Here is a 14,483-nt window from a genome sequence, read left to right on the forward strand (position 1 = left end):
ATGTCAGCGACGACCGCCCCGGCGGCCCCCGACGTGGCCCCGCACCCTGCGTCGCCCGCTCCCCACCCGCCCCGTCCGACCGCCCCGCCGGTGGCCGGTCAGCGACGCCTTGACGGCGTGTCGCGCCGGTGGTGTGCTCGGCAGCCCGTCCAGGGAGGCCCTTCATGCGGGACACGACCGAGCACGGACCCACCTTCGCCGCACTGCGCCCCTTCAAGGAACCGACCTTCGTCGAGCCGGGCAGAGTGACCTTTCCCGTCTACCCCGACCTGCTGACACGGCTCCTCGACGACAAGGCGCACCCCGACCCGGACGGCGTCCTTCCGCATGCCTTCGCGACGCTGTCGGCGTACTCCTACGCCGGTTTCGACCAAGGCGCCGATCCGCACACCGTCGCCCTGATGGCGACCCGGCTCGGCCTGGAGGAGAACCGCTGCCGCGTCTTCGTCCAGCGCGTCGACGCGCTCTACATCTCCTCCGCCGCCTACCTGATCCAGGACAAGGACCGCCGCGTCGCGATCCTCTGCTACCGCGGCACCCAGCCCGAGGACATCATCAGCATCCTCACCGACGCCGACGTGCACCCCGACACGCTCCGTGTCGACCTCGACGGCGTCCGGTACCCGGTGCACGCGGGCTTCTACCGCAACATGCGCGCCACCCGCCACCTCGTCCTCGAAGCCCTCGACCGGGCCGTGCGCGGCGAGTCCCTCGACCCGCGCGAGGACGGCACGCGGGGCGGCGGCCTCGAAGCGCTCTACATCACCGGGCACAGCCTCGGCGCGGCCATGGCGGCGCTGATGGCGGTCACCCTCGTCCACGAACCGCGCTACGCCCACATCGCCCGCTGTCTGCGCGCCGTCTACACCTTCGGCCAGCCCATGCTCGGCGGACCCGAACTCGCCCGCGCCTGTGAACACGCCACCGACGCGAACGGCACCCACCTGCTGCGCGACCGGCTCCTGCGCTACATCCACGACCGCGACGTCGTCCCCTCCCTGCCGCCCCGCCCCGTCGGCCCGTACGCCGCGTTCGGCCGTGAGTTCCACTACCGCAAGCGCCGTACGGGCGTGGACGCCGTGCTCGGGGCGGCGGCCGACGCGGCGGCCGAGGCGGTCTCGATCCCGGGCGACCTGCTCGCCGGGGTCAGCCCCCTGCACCGCCTTCGCCGGCTCGCGGCGGCCCCGCTGCGCGGCCAGGAGGACGGCTGGGCCGAGCGGCGCGACCCGGCGCCGCCCTACCCGCAGATGGACAGCCTCGCGGGGCTCGCGGTCGTCGCGCCGCTCGCGTTCTTCGCGGCGCGGCTCGCGCTGACCCGCTCCCTCCCGTTCAAGTACTCCTTCGAGGACCACGGCCCCGGCCGGTACGTGGACGCGCTGGCGCCGGAAGGGGTGCTCAGCGAGTTCGGGGACGTGCGCTGACCTGTGCTTCCTGCCCAGGAGGCACAGTCTTCGCAGGATCAGTTCCCAAAGGCTCGGTCCCGGCACAGTTCGGAGAGCGGGAGTTCGGCGGGCGCGCCCGGCCGGAACGCGAACGCGCGGTCCGCCACCCACTGACCCCCGGCAAGGCGGACCGTGCGCACGGCGAGCGTGTGCGCGTCGCCCTCGCGGGCCACGAACACCTCGTTGTACCCGTTGTGCTCGTCCGTCTCGCGGCTGCCGAGCGCGGGCGCCCCGGCGATCCGCGTCGTCCACTCCTGCGCGCCGCCGAGCAGCCGCTCGGCGGCCAGGAACCCCAGATGCGTATGGCCGTGCAGGACCAGTGACGTCTCGGCCGCGGCGAGCGCCCGTTTGGCCTGGCCCGCGTTGACCACCCCCGAGTACGGGGCGATCTCCACCGCGGGCACCGGGGAGAGCGGGTGGTGCAGGGCGGCGAGCGTGGTCCAGCCCCGGTCGGGGGCGAGCCGGTCGAGGACGGCGCGGGAGACGACCCCGGGGTCGATCCGCTCGAAGTCCAGTATCAGCGAAGCGAGTTCGGTCTCGTCGAGCGTGGTGGCGAACTCCTCCTGCGCCGCCTCCAGCTTGTTCCGGTCCTCGTCGCGGGCCGTCTCGCCGCCCGACTCGGCGGACCCGAGCAGCGCGATCCGCAGCCCCGCCTCCGGGTAGCGCACGTACAGGCGCCTGCGGTCGTGGCGGGGCTCGTGCAGGTCGGGGTGGGGGAACTCGGCGAAGGTCCGCGCGAACCACTCGTGCCGCGCACCCGGCCGGGGGTCCAGGGTCAGGTCCCACGACACGTCGTGGTTGCCGCCGACGAGCAGGATCCGCGGATCGTCCGGGCGCAGGTCCGGATGGTCCGCGAGGCTCTTGCCCGCCTCCCGCAGCCAGTTGAGCGCGACGGTGCCGAACTCGTCGTGCGGCCGGTTGACGAGATCGCCGGTGACGAGCAGCAGGTGCGGTGCGCGGCCGAGTTCGCCGAGACGGCGCAGATGCTCCAGGTAGCTGTCCATCGGGGACCCGGCGCCCGCGAGATCGGCCAGCCTGCGGCCCGCCTCGGTGACGTCCTTGGCGTCGACGTTGGAGCGCAGGCTGCCGCCGTGGTGCAGGTCCGAGACGTGGTGGACGCGGAGCACCTCGGGGAGGTGGCGGGCGAGGACCGGGTCGGCGACCGGGTCGGCGGCGCCGTTGCGCGGCTGCTCGGCGCGGGCCTCGGTCCGGCCGTCGGTCCGGCCTTCGGCTTCCGTCGGCGTCAACCCCGAGCCGCGCCAGCGGTGGGCGCGCAGCAGCGCACGCCCCGCCGCCGAGGTGCCGTCGTGGAACCACTGGTCGATGTAGGCGTGCTGCTCCACGGCCGCGTCACAGGCCGCCCGGTCGAGCGCCTCGGCGTCCGTACGCAGATGAGGCTCCAACTCGGCGGCGTACAGCGCGAGTTCGAGGAGGAAGGGGGTCTGGAGCCAGCCGGGGAAGGAGTCGCGGAGCAGCTCCACCACGCCGGGCGCCCAGTCCGGGGCGCGCGCCGCCATCCGCGCACACTCCTCGGGCGAGAGCACGGGCGGCCGTACGACGTCCTTGGGGTGGTCGGCGCCCAGATACGGCCCGAGCCGCTCGTGCTCGGCAGGGGTCGCGAGGACGACGGGGACGATCCCCGCCTCCCGCACCTGTTCGAGCCCGGCGGCGAGCACGGCCGGGTCGACGCCGTGGCCCTGGCGCCCAGGTGCGGACAGCGCGGGCTCGTCGACGAACAGCACGGTGCCCGGGGCGGGGGCCGGTGTCGAGCGCCGGCCGATGAGACAGCCGAGGCCCGCCCTGCGGACCGCCGCCTCACCGGAGCGCAGGTCGATGCGGCGCGCACCGCCCGGGGCGGCCCGCGCCCGCTCGGCGGCCTGCGCCAGCCAGCTCTTACCGGCCCGCCGCGCCATGACGGCCACCCATGCGGTGCTGTTCGGCGGCCGGCCCTCCACCAGCGGACGCGCCCACGCCGGGACGGCGCCGTCGGTGAGGCGGATGTCGAGATCGTGGCGGTAGGCCTGGCTCGGCCAGAAGTCGCTCATGGTCGTCATTCCCGGGGAGGCTGGTCAGGACTGGGTCGGGGCGGGGGTACGGGTCACGGCCGGGACTCCTCGTCGCGCAGCGAGCTCTCGCTGTGGCCGACCCAGTCGAGGAACGGCCGGTCGGCCAGCCACTGGTTGTGCCGGAGGAGACCGACCTCGCGCAGGTCGTTGCGCTGGGCGCGGGCCGGGTCCACCGGGACGGCGCCGGGGTCGGTCAGCAGCGCGGCGCGCCCGGCGGGGCCGATCTCCTCCCAGCGCGCCCGGAAGTGGTGGTCCCACTCCACGATGAGGCGCTGTTCGACGAGGTCGGCGAGGGCCCGGTCGTCGGTGAGCGGACGGACCTCGTTGTCCTGCGCGGCGCGCACCACGGCGTCGCCGACGACCTGGAGGTAGAAGGGCCAGGTGCCGACGAGGTCGAGGACGGCCTGCCCGGTGCGGTCGGGGGCGATGTTCACGCCGAGGTTCTCGGCGGTGCCGGTGAGGAACTTCAGGGCGGCCTGGTCGTCGAGCGGGCCGAGGACGCGCGCGTTCACGTCGTTGCCGAAGCTCGAACCCGGCGCGGTGAGCGCCCAGCGCACCACCCGGTGCCAGTCCTTCTGGGTGCCGGTGTAGACGAACCAGGCCCCGGCCTGCCCGAGGTCGCGCAGCCAGGAGACGACGCCGGGGTCGTAGTTGACGAGCCGGCCGATCTCGTCGAGGAGGAACGCCATCCGGTCGGAGCCCGAGCGGCGGCCCACCTTGTTGATGAGGCGCTGGGCGGCGCCGGGCCCGGAGAGCCTGCGGTCCAGGAGGTGGGCCAGCGCGTCCGGGGTGTCGACCTGCCCGCTGGAGGGGAGCACCAGGATCGGCTGGACGGCGGTGGCGCCGTCCGCGCGCAGCCGCCGCCACAGCTCTTCGAGCACCCAGGTCTTGCCCGCCCTGCGCGGCCCGAGCAGGGCGACCGAGGCGCCGGTGGCGTGCCGGTCGCGCAGCCAGGCCAGCTCCGCCTCGCGGCCCACCGGGCGGCCCTTGCCCGTGCCGACGTGGAACTGGTCGGCGACGAGCGGCAGGTCCTCGATGCGGAACGGGCGCTGACTGCCCTGGACCTCGGTGTCGCGGGCGCGCGCCTCGGCCGCGTACCGGGCGAGCGCGTCGGTCTGGCCCTGCCGGGTCGTGGGCCCCGGCAGCGTCGCGATCTGCAGCAGCCGCCCGCTCTCGGCGCTCAGCGCCCGCCCGGCGGGCTGCACCTCGGGAAAGCGCCGCCGGGGGAGCCCCACATTGGCGTACCAGTCGGGGGCGGGCAGGCGCAGGACGAGGAGCCGCTCGGTCAGCGAGACCAGGCGCCGCGTGCTGAGGATCTGGGCGCCGCCCGCCAGGACCGTGCACACGCCGACCTGCGGGCCGCCGCGCAGGACCGCGTACAGGTCGTCGACGGCGCCGCCGCCGTCGGTGGAGCCCATGCTGGTCAGGAACTCCTCCCAGCCGTCGAGGAGGACGAGGAGGTAGTGCATCCGGCGCGGCGTCGCCACGGACTGGCGCTGCGCGCCGATGTCCGCGAAGCCGCCGTGCGAGAGCAGCTCCTGGCGCCGGCGGACGGTGGCGGTGAGCATGCCGAGCAGCCGCACCATGTGGTCGGGGCGGCCCAGGTGCACGACGGTGCCGCAGTGCGGGAGTTCGGTGAGCGCCTGGAGCGCGCCGTCGCCGCAGTCGATCCCGTACACGTGGATGTCCGCGGTGCTGTGCTGGCGGGCGACCGCGGCGGCGAGGGTGCGCAGGAACTGGGAGCGGCCGGTGCGGGGCGCGCCCACGATCCGCAGGTTGCCGTCGCGCGCGAGGTCGAGGATGGCCGGGCGCTGGGTCTGCTCCTCCGGCGCGTCCTCCAGGCCGAACGCGAGCGGCGCGAGCCCCCGGCCGCGCGAGGGCGGCCGGATGTCGGTGAGCGGCAGGACCTCCTTGAGGGGCGGCGGCAGCGGGGTCGGCGGCGGTTCGACGGCGAGCAGCTCGGTCGCCTCGCACAGGGCGTCGACGAGCAGCGCGAGATCCGTCGTGCCGACCGAGTCGGGTTCGGCGCGCACGGTCAGCGGGGTGCGCGGCTGGGACCCGTAGGGCGTGATCTCCCGTACGACGACGGCCTCGCTGCCCGCGGGCCGGTGCAGGCCGCCGACGCGGGCGGTCTGGACGAGCAGCGGGTCGAAGGTGCCGGTCCTGATCAGTGCGACGCCGGGCGACGACGTGCTGAGCTGGGCGGCGTCCGGCGCGTCGATGACGTCCATGCTCTCGCCCGCGTCGATGAGGCGCAGGGCGACCCGCAGGTTGGTCAGGGCCCGGATCTCCGCGCTGACCACGCCCGACGGGCGCTGCGTGGCGCAGACCAGATGGACACCGAGGGAGCGGCCGCGCCGGGCGATGTCGATGAGCCCGGACAGGAAGTCGGCGTCCTCGCGGGCGAGCGAGGCGAACTCGTCCATGACGATGACGAGCCGGGGCAGCGGCGGCGGCCCCTGCTCCGGCCCGTCCCTGCCCCGGTCGCGCAGGTCCGCGTACTCGTGGATGTCCTTCACGTGCGCCTCGAACAACCGCCGTTCGCGGCGGCGCAGTTCGGCGCCGAGCCCGTCGAGGACCCGGTCGCCGAGCCCGGGTCCCACGTCGTTGACGACGGCCACCGTGTGCGGGAGGCGGGCCAGGTCGCCGAAGGCGGAGCCGCCCTTGTGGTCGACGAGCATGAACGTCATCTCGTCCGGCCTGTTCGCCACCGCTAGCGAGGCGATCCACGTGCACAGGAACTCCGTCTTGCCGGAGCCGGTGGTGCCCGCGACCAGGGCGTGCGGACCGTCCCGCAGCAGGTCCAGCGCGACCGGGGTCGGCGTGGACCGCCCGATCAGCGCCTCCGTGCCGCGCGGTGACGCCTCCCAGCGCGCCACGATCTCGTGCGGATCGGGCGTGCCCATGCCGAGCAGGTCGAGGAGGCGGTGCGGGCGCGGGCGCAGGTCGTCGGCGGAGGCGTCGCGCAGCGGGGCGACGGCGCGGGCCGTCCGGTCGAGCCAGTCGTCGGAGACGGTGTCGGCGATGCCCGTCAGGTCGGTGCCGCCCGACGTGTACAGGGTGAAGGCCGTCGAGTCGGGGGAGCGCGGCGGGAGCTGCTCGGCCTCGATCACGGCCGCGCACTGCTGCGGCAGCGACCGCACGTCGGGCGCGAGACAGACGGCGAAGATCCCGGCGGCGGGGCCCTCGCGCAGCAGTTGCGACACCCCGGGCAGTGAGATCAGCGGGCGGGCCCCGTCGAGGACGAGCACCAGATGGCGCCGGGTGCCGCCGGGCGGCGGCAGCGGCCTGCTCTGCCGCTCGCGCAGCGTCGTCAGCGCCTCGGAGACCTGCCGCAGGTGGCCCGCGTAGTCGGTGCTGATCCGCGGCCGGCTCTCCCCGTCGTACGAGCGGACCCCCGGCAGCCAGCGGGCGAACCGCCAGTCGGCCGCCCCGGAGGGGGTCGTGAACACCCGCACCCCGACATCGGCCGGGCTGTGCAACAACGCCACCTGCGCGATCAGCCAGGCGCCGATGCGCCGGGTCGCCGGGGTGGTGCCCGCGATGCCGAGGATGCCCGTGCCCGGCAGGTCCACGACCACCGGGACGGGGTACGCGCCGACGCTGTTGACGCCGATGCGCAGGCGCAGATGGTCGCCGTCGCTGACCCGGCGCTCCCACAGGCGGGCCGTCTCGCCGTAGGCCCCGGCGAGGATGTCGGCCGGGCCGGGGACCAGGTACGCGGCCTGCGCCCGGAGCTGCTCGCGGGCCCGCTTCGCGCCACGGCGCAGCCGGAACCTGCCCGGCCTGCCCGCCTCGACCGGCGGCCCGGCCGGGAACACCCGGGGCGGCCTGCGGAACATGAGCGTGCCGTCGCCGCCCACGGTGAGCAGGTCCTGCGGCAGGGCCGTGGAGTCGGGCCCGGCCGGGTCCGGCGGCGCGGGCGGCCGGTGCAGCCAGAGCGTGCAGCCGTCCCGCAGCGGCGACTCGTCGAGCGGCGCGTCGAGCGCGACGTTCTCCGGCTCCGAGGTGCCCTGCGCGCCGCGCAGCGCCAGATGCGTCACCTCCGGCAGCCCGCACAGATGGCCGAGCGCCTCCGCGACGGCCCGGACCGGGGTGTCCCCGGCGGCCGTCACCGCCACGTCCCGCTGCACGCCGTCCGGCGCCACCACAGTGAAGATCCGGCCCATGCCTCTCGCCCCCGTAATCGAGCCCCCGTAATCGAGCCCCCGTGCTCGTGATCGAGCCCCCGTCGTCGGCCGGGCCGTCGCCCGCGGACCTCAGCGCGGCGCGGGCGCGGGCCCGGGAACCGCCGTCTGGTCCCGCAACTGCTGCTCACTCGCCGCGAACTCGGTCAGCCAGCCCGCCGTCTCGCCCTCGACCTGGCTGTGCACGGCCGCCACCAGCGTGGTGATCAGGTCCATGCGCCGCTCCAGGCCCTCCTCGGTGATCCCGTCCGCCGCGGGCCCTGCCCGCAACTCCTCACGCGACCAGGCGAGCCGGAACTCGCTGAGCTTCGTGCGCAGCGCCTGCGCCGCCGCCATGTCCCGCATCCAGGCGGCCGAGAGCCCGAAGAAGTGGTCGAAGCCCTTGCAGCCCGCGGCCAGCGCGAGCAGCACGTACCCGAGCGCCTGCGGCGGGCCCTGGTCGAGGGAGCCCGCGAGGGGGACGGCCGTCCCCGCTATGGCCAGGAGGATGGTGAGGCCCCGGATGAAGCGGGAGCCGCGCCGCTTGAGACGCCGGTCGCGCAGGTACCAGTCGACGGCGTCCTCGGCCTCCTGCTCGGCCCAGGCGCGGATCGCCAGGAGCGCCTCGCGCCGGGCCTGCGGCGTGCCGCCCGCCACCGCCGGGAACGGCCGGCTGCGCAGATCCTGTTTCGGGCCCGCGCGTCCGGCACCCGCCGTGCCGTCCCTGCCGTCACCCACCGTGTCACCGCTGACCCCCCGACGCAGCATCAACACCACCAAAAGCTAGGAGAGTTCACTCATAGTGAGCGTAACCGCTCGGAGTGCTCCCTGTCCCGGCTCCTGCACTCAAGTCATCCCCGTACCGTCCTTCACGCCAGCTGCCGCCGCACCAGCTCGTGCAGCCGCCCGCCGGTGTCCGCGAGCAGTTCGGCGGGCGGGCCCTGCTGCACGACGCGGCCCGCGGACATGACGACCACCCGGTCCGCGTCGAGCACCGTGGACAGGCGGTGCGCGATCACGACGCGGGTGGCGTGCAGGGCGCGCGTGCTGTCGATGACGATGCGCTGGGTCTCGTTGTCGAGCGCGCTCGTCGCCTCGTCGAAGAAGAGGAGGCGCGGGCGGCGGATCAGCGCCTGCGCGATCATCAGCCGCTGGCGCTGCCCGCCGGAGACCGCGCCGCCGCCCGCGATCATCGTGTGCAGCCCCATCGGCATCCGCTTGATGTCCTCGGCGAGCCCCGCCATCTCGGCCGCCGCCATCGCCTCCTCCGGCGTGAACGACTCGGCGCCGCAGATGCAGTCGAGGATCGAGCCGGTCAGCGGCTGCGCGTTCTGCAGGACGACCCCGCACTGGCGCCGCACCGCCGCCTGGTCGAGCGCCGAGAGGTCCTGGCCGTCGTAGAGGACGCTGCCGGAGGTGGGCGCGTCGAAGCCGATGAGCAGGCGCAGCAGCGTGGACTTGCCGCAGCCGCTCTCGCCGACGACGGCCACGAACTCGCCGGGCCGGATCGCCAGCGACACGTCGTCCAGGACGAGCGGCCCGTCGTCGGTGTAGCGGAAGGAGAGACCGCGCGCCTCCAGGGCGCCGGTCAGCTCGCCGGGCTGGGTCGCGGTGGAGCGCACCTCGGGCTCCGCGTCGAGGACCGGCTTGATCTGCTCGTACATGGGCAGCACGGCGGCGGCCGAGATCAGCGCGCCCGTCAGCTGCGTCACCGAGGTCAGGAGCATCGTCACCGCGGTGTTGAACGTGAGGAAGGACGCCGCCGACATGCTGCCCCGCGCCGGGCCCGCGAGCAGCATGAACATCACCAGCGAGCACAGCGGCAGGTAGACGGCGTTGAGGACGGTGGTCGCGTTCTTGATGCGGCCCGCGCGCCGGTGCAGGTCACGGCTGCGCGCGAACTCCTTGGCCCACGCCGCATAGGCGAAGCTCTCGGCCCCGGCGACCCGCAGCTTCGGCAGACCGCGCAGGGTCTGATAGGCGCGGTTGTTGAGCTTGTTGCCGAGCTCCACGAGCCGCCGCTGCCAGCGCAGCTCCCACAGGCCGAGGGTGAGGAAGACGGCGGCGACGACCACGAGCATGCCGAGCGCGGCGAGCGCGAGCGGCACGCTGTGGAGGAGGAGCAGGACGAGGTTCATCGTCCCGATGGTCACCGACTGCACGGCCACCGGCCCGACCCCGGACAGGAGCCTGCGGATGGCGCTGATGCCCATGGCGGCGCTCGCCAGTTCACCGGTGGAGCGGGAGGCGAAGAACCGGGTCGGCAGCCGCAAGAGCCGGTCCCAGACCGCGGGTTGCAGCACGCTCTCGACACGGCCCTCGACCCGCAGCACGGTCACGTTCTGCAGCAGCATGAAGACGGCGGAGACGAGGCTGGTGATCACGACGGCGAGGGACACCTGCGTGATGAGGCTCGTCCGCGCGTCGGGCACGTACGTGCCGAGCACCTGGCCGGTCGCGACCGGGACGAGCGCGCCGAGACCCACCGTCACCAGACCCGCGAGCAGCAGCCTGCGTACGTCGGAGGCGGCGGCGCGCAGGCTGAAACGGGCCAGGCGCCAGGGCGTCAGCCTGCCCTCGGGCAGCGGCCGGTACAGCATCACGGCCCGCTCCTCGAAGTCCTCCGCGGTGTCCTCGTCGATCCGGGCGCCGCCCCGTTCGGCGGAGGGGTGCACGGCCTCGTAGCCGCCGCGCCGCCACAGCAGGGCGACGGGCGCCCCGGACGCGGCCCTGAACCCGACGAGCGGCCCCATGTCCTCGCGCCACCAGGCCCCGGCGAGCCGGACCGGCCTCGTACGGATCCGGGAGGCGACCGCGATCTGCTCGACCGGGTCGACGCGGTCGCTGACGGCGCCGCCGTGGCCCGGCTCGGCGAGCCGGATCCCGGCCGCGTCCGCCACCACCTTGCACGCCGCGTACGTCGCGTCGACGCCGCCCGGTGTCCCGCGTTCGCGCCGCCCGCGCGTACCGATCGACGCGAGCAGCGTCCGGTCGGCCTGTTCGCGGACGGCCTCGCCCGCGCGGATCCCGGCCGCCGCCCGGTCCTCGTGCGCGCTCTCCAGACGCTCGATCCACCGGTCGAGCGTGGCGAGGAGGCGGTACTGCTGGTTCACCATGCGCTGCCACAGCGCGCCGTCCATCAGCAGGTCGGCGGCGGCGTCGGCGGCGTACGCGGAGCCGTACTGCACGCTGCCCGGCGCGAGCTGCGGCCAGAGCACGTCGTCGTCGCCGGTGAACGCGTCGTCCGTGCTGCGCCCGTCGAGCGGCGCCTCGAAGAGCACGCGCTGACCGCGCCCGACCCCGAGCGCGAACGCCTCTTCGAGCAGGCTCCACGCCATGTCGTACGTGCCGTCGTGCGCGGCCGGGCTGTACGGCAGCTCGCGCAGCGGGACACGGCGCAGGGCGCAGCCCGCGAGGGGCCGCCCGACGAGGGTGTGCTGGGTGCCCTCGACCGGGCCGAGCAGCAGCGTGCCCGGCTCCAGGCGGCCCAGGAAGTGCCAGTGCCCCTGCTCGTACGTGTCCACGGCGAACAGGTCGAGCGCGCCGTCCACGACGAGCCACAGCACCTGTGGCCCCTCGAGGGACAGGCTGCGCAGACCCGTGCAGTCGACCGGGGTGCCGAGTCCGCCGAACGCGGCGACCACCTGATCCAGAACGGAATCCGTCGCGGGATGGGTCATCTCAGTGCTCCCTGACCAGCTCGGCGTAGGCCCCGCCCGCCAGCACGAGGTGTTCGTGGCGGCCCCGCTCGACGACCTGGCCGTGGTCGAGGACCACGATCTCGTCGCTGTCGCGCACGGTGCTCAGGCGGTGCGCGATGACCACGCAGGCGCAGCCGCGCCGCCGGATGTTGTCCATGACGATCTGTTCGGTCTCGGCGTCGAGCGCGCTCGTCACCTCGTCCAGGACGAGGATGCTGGGGCGGCGCACCAGGGCCCGCGCGATCTCCATACGCTGGCGCTGACCGCCGGAGAAGTTGCGGCCGTCCTGCTCGACGCGGCTGTGCAGGCCGCCGGGCCGCCGCGCCACCACGTCGTACAGGCACGCGTCGCGCAGCGCGTCGGCGACCGCCTCGTCGGAGATCGACGGGTCCCACAGCGTCACGTTGTCGCGCACAGTGCCCTCGAAGAGGAAGACGTCCTGGTCGACGAAGGACACGGAGGCTGCGAGCGCGCCGCGCGGGATGTCGTCCAGGCGCCGGTCGTCGATCCGGATGACGCCCTCCCACGGCGCGTACAGACCGGAGATCAGCCGCGAGACGGTCGACTTGCCGCTGCCGGACCCGCCCACGAGCGCCACCTGCTGTCCTGGCCCGACCGTCAGCGAGAACCCGGACAGGAGCGGCTTGTCGAGCGGGCTGTACCCGAAGGTGATGTCGTCCAGCTCGACATGTCCCTTGAGGCGGCGCGTGCTCCGCACGGCTTCGGGGCGCGCGTAGAGGCTGTCGACGGGGAAGTTCTCGACATCTTTCAGGCGGGCCACGTCGGCGGCGAAGTCCTGGATGCGGCCCGCGACGCCGTTGAGCCGGGTGATCGGCGCGGTGAAGCGGGCGACGAGCGCCTGGAAGGCGACGAGCAGACCGACGGAGAGATGCCCCTCCACGGCCCGCAGACCACCGATCCAGAGGATCAGCGCGCTGTTGAGGGTCGCGAGCGTCGGCGCGACGACACCGAGCCACGCGCTCGGCACCCCGAGCCGCTGCTGCTCCTCCAGAGTCGTCGCGTGCTGCCCGGCCCATCGCCGGAAGAACCCGTTCTCGCCACCGGTCGCCTTCATCGTCTCGATGAGCTGGAGCCCGGTGTACGAGGTGTTGGTCAGCCGCGCCGAGTCCGCCCGCAGCTTCTGCGTACGGGTCGCGCGCAGCCGGACGACGATCCGCATCGCCACGACGTTCAGCAGCGCGATACCGACGCCGACCAGGGTGAGCTGCGGGTCGTAGGTCCACAGCAGCACGGCGTAGAGGAGCACCACGACGCCGTCGACCCCGGCGGCGGTGAGGTCGCGGGCGAGGGTCTCGGCGACCGCGTCGTTGGACTGGAGCCGCTGCACGAGATCGGCCGGGCTGCGCTGCGCGAAGAACGTCACCGGCAGGCGCAGCAGGTGGCGGAAGAAGCGGGCGCTGCTGAGCGTGGAGGAGATGATGCGGCCGCGCAGCAGGTTCGCCTGTTGCAGCCAGGTCAGGACACCGGTCAGGGCGACCGTCGCGGCCATCGACGCGAACAGCGCGCCGAGCAGGGAGGTCTGGTCGCCGATCAGGAACAGGTCGATGTACGTCTTGCTGAGCGCGGGCACCGCGGCGCCGACCGCCACCAGGAGCAGGCTCGCGAGGAGCGCGGCGAGCATGGTGCCGGTCGTGCCGCGCAGCCGTCCGGGGAGCGCCTTGAGGACGCCGGGCCGGCGCCCGCCCGTACGGAATCCGTCGCCGGGCTCCATCACGAGCACGACACCCGTGAAGCTCGTGTCGAAGTCCTCCATGGCGACGAAGCGGCGGCCCTTGTCCGGGTCGTTGATGTGCACCCCGCGCCGTCCGAAGCGGCGGCCCATGCCGTCGTAGACGACGTAGTGGTTGAACTCCCAGAAGAGGATCGCCGGGCCCTGGACGTCGGCGAGGGCCGCCGTTTCCATCTGCATGCCTTTGGCGGTCATGCCGTAACCGCGCGCCGCTTTCAGCAGATTGCTGGCGCGTGAGCCGTCGCGGGAGACGCCGCACGCGATGCGCAGCTCCTCGAGAGGGATGTGGCGGCCGTGGTGTGCGAGGACCATGCCGAGCGCGGCGGCGCCGCACTCGACGGCCTCCATCTGGAGGACGGTCGGGGTGCGGACGGTCCTGCGGCGCCCCGGCGGCGGGGGAGCGGAGCGGGCGCGGCGGCGGTCGGGGCGGTGGCTCGCGGGCGGCAGCGAGGTGGAGGTCATGGCAGCAGCCAATCGATCGGGCGCTGCTCGGCGAGGTGCACGGCGGCGGAGGCGAGGGTCATGGAGGTGAGCGGATAGGGCGGCCCGTCCTCGGTCGACCAGGCGTAACCGGACTTCGTGTGCGCGTCCTCGGTGAGCTGCACGAGCACCGGCACGCGGGCCCCGCCCTTGGTGAACTGCGCGGCCAGTTCACCGTCGCCGAGGAAGTCGGTGACCTGGCGCCGCGTCTGGGCGGCGCGGCCGACCGCCTTCACCTCGCCGCGCAGCACGCCGTAGCTCTGGGCGGCGGGCACGGTCAGGTCGACGGAGGCGTTGGCGGGCACGCCGGCCGCGCCGGTCGCGGGCACGTACACCATGGCGAGCAGCGGATCGCGCTCGGACGTGGTCTTCTCCAGGGTCGCGACGTCGGCGCCCGTGGTGATGACGGCGCCGACGCGGGCCACGAGCGCCGTGACGCGCCCCGCGTCGATGGCGCGCACGACCCGGTCGCCCTGCTCCGTCCGGACCTTCAGCAGGGGCGCGTCCTTGCCGACCCGCTGCCCCTCCTTCACATACAGGCCGGTGACCTGTCCGGTGACGGGGGTCTGGAGGACGTAGCTGCCCTGCCCGTACGTGAGGATGCCGTTCGCCTCGAGCGTCGAGTCCACCGAACCCGTGACGGCCCATACGCAGGACGCGGCCATGACGACGAGGGTCACGGCGAGGGCGAGCACCCCCTGCGGCCGCGCGAGGCGCACCGGGAGGTCGAGCTGGTCCGGTGACTGCAGCTTGCTGAGGGCCTGCTGGCGGAACTGCACGCGATGTTTCCCTTACGTAGCTCAGCGCCGGGCGGGGCGGCGCCCCGCGGCCCTGACGCGCCCGAAAGCCCCGGGACCTTGAGGTCCCGGGGCCTTGGA

At 74.2% G+C, this 14,483-nt stretch carries 7 protein-coding genes; 1 reads left to right on the forward strand and 6 read right to left on the reverse strand.

Translation table 11 applies throughout. From position 1 onward, the window contains the following. Positions 1 to 164 precede the first annotated feature (164 nt). On the forward strand, positions 165 to 1,421 hold the full coding sequence (locus tag ACH4RC_RS03095) for a hypothetical protein (protein WP_398194369.1): 1,257 nt from the start codon (positions 165 to 167) through the stop codon (positions 1,419 to 1,421). Between the two features lie 38 nt (positions 1,422 to 1,459). On the opposite strand, the gene ACH4RC_RS03100 is transcribed toward ACH4RC_RS03095, so the two are convergent. The 6 genes from ACH4RC_RS03100 to ACH4RC_RS03125 all read right to left on the reverse strand — a co-directional run bounded on the left by ACH4RC_RS03100 (position 1,460) and on the right by ACH4RC_RS03125 (position 14,384). Continuing rightward, positions 1,460 to 3,496 (reverse strand): metallophosphoesterase family protein, encoded by a 2,037-nt coding sequence (locus ACH4RC_RS03100; protein ID WP_398194372.1) that lies wholly within the window; start codon positions 3,494 to 3,496, stop codon positions 1,460 to 1,462. Positions 3,497 to 3,540: 44 nt separating this feature from the next. After that, positions 3,541 to 7,677, reverse strand: a complete 4,137-nt coding sequence (locus ACH4RC_RS03105; RefSeq protein WP_398194375.1) for an FtsK/SpoIIIE domain-containing protein — start codon at positions 7,675 to 7,677, stop codon at positions 3,541 to 3,543. A 90-nt stretch (positions 7,678 to 7,767) separates the two neighbouring features. Further along, complete coding sequence (locus ACH4RC_RS03110; RefSeq protein ID WP_398194377.1) at positions 7,768 to 8,442, reverse strand: SLATT domain-containing protein; 675 nt, start codon at positions 8,440 to 8,442, stop codon at positions 7,768 to 7,770. Positions 8,443 to 8,543: 101 nt separating this feature from the next. Further along, positions 8,544 to 11,354: an NHLP bacteriocin export ABC transporter permease/ATPase subunit gene (locus ACH4RC_RS03115; protein ID WP_398194379.1), complete on the reverse strand. Its 2,811-nt coding sequence runs from the start codon at positions 11,352 to 11,354 to the stop codon at positions 8,544 to 8,546. A 1-nt stretch (position 11,355) separates the two neighbouring features. Then, the gene (locus tag ACH4RC_RS03120; RefSeq protein ID WP_398194382.1) at positions 11,356 to 13,587 is read right to left on the reverse strand and encodes an NHLP family bacteriocin export ABC transporter peptidase/permease/ATPase subunit; all 2,232 of its coding nucleotides are present in this window, start codon (positions 13,585 to 13,587) and stop codon (positions 11,356 to 11,358) included. Then, positions 13,584 to 14,384: a DUF2118 domain-containing protein gene (locus tag ACH4RC_RS03125; protein ID WP_398194384.1), complete on the reverse strand. Its 801-nt coding sequence runs from the start codon at positions 14,382 to 14,384 to the stop codon at positions 13,584 to 13,586. Before ACH4RC_RS03125 ends, ACH4RC_RS03120 begins: the two co-directional genes overlap by 4 nt. Positions 14,385 to 14,483 lie beyond the last annotated feature (99 nt).

The sequence above is a fragment of the Streptomyces sp. NPDC016845 genome (genome assembly GCF_044332585.1).
GTDB lineage: Bacteria > Actinomycetota > Actinomycetes > Streptomycetales > Streptomycetaceae > Streptomyces.

What these genes read in the sequence shown, in the direction of transcription:
- ACH4RC_RS03100 (WP_398194372.1), bottom strand. Translation starts at nt 3,496, where the DNA reads ATGACGACCATGAGCGACTTCTGGCCGAGCCAGGCCTACCGCCACGAT.
- ACH4RC_RS03110 (WP_398194377.1), bottom strand. Translation starts at nt 8,442, where the DNA reads ATGCTGCGTCGGGGGGTCAGCGGTGACACGGTGGGTGACGGCAGGGAC.
- ACH4RC_RS03120 (WP_398194382.1), bottom strand. Translation starts at nt 13,587, where the DNA reads ATGACCTCCACCTCGCTGCCGCCCGCGAGCCACCGCCCCGACCGCCGC.
- ACH4RC_RS03115 (WP_398194379.1), bottom strand. Translation starts at nt 11,354, where the DNA reads ATGACCCATCCCGCGACGGATTCCGTTCTGGATCAGGTGGTCGCCGCG.
- ACH4RC_RS03105 (WP_398194375.1), bottom strand. Translation starts at nt 7,677, where the DNA reads ATGGGCCGGATCTTCACTGTGGTGGCGCCGGACGGCGTGCAGCGGGAC.
- ACH4RC_RS03095 (WP_398194369.1), top strand. Translation starts at nt 165, where the DNA reads ATGCGGGACACGACCGAGCACGGACCCACCTTCGCCGCACTGCGCCCC.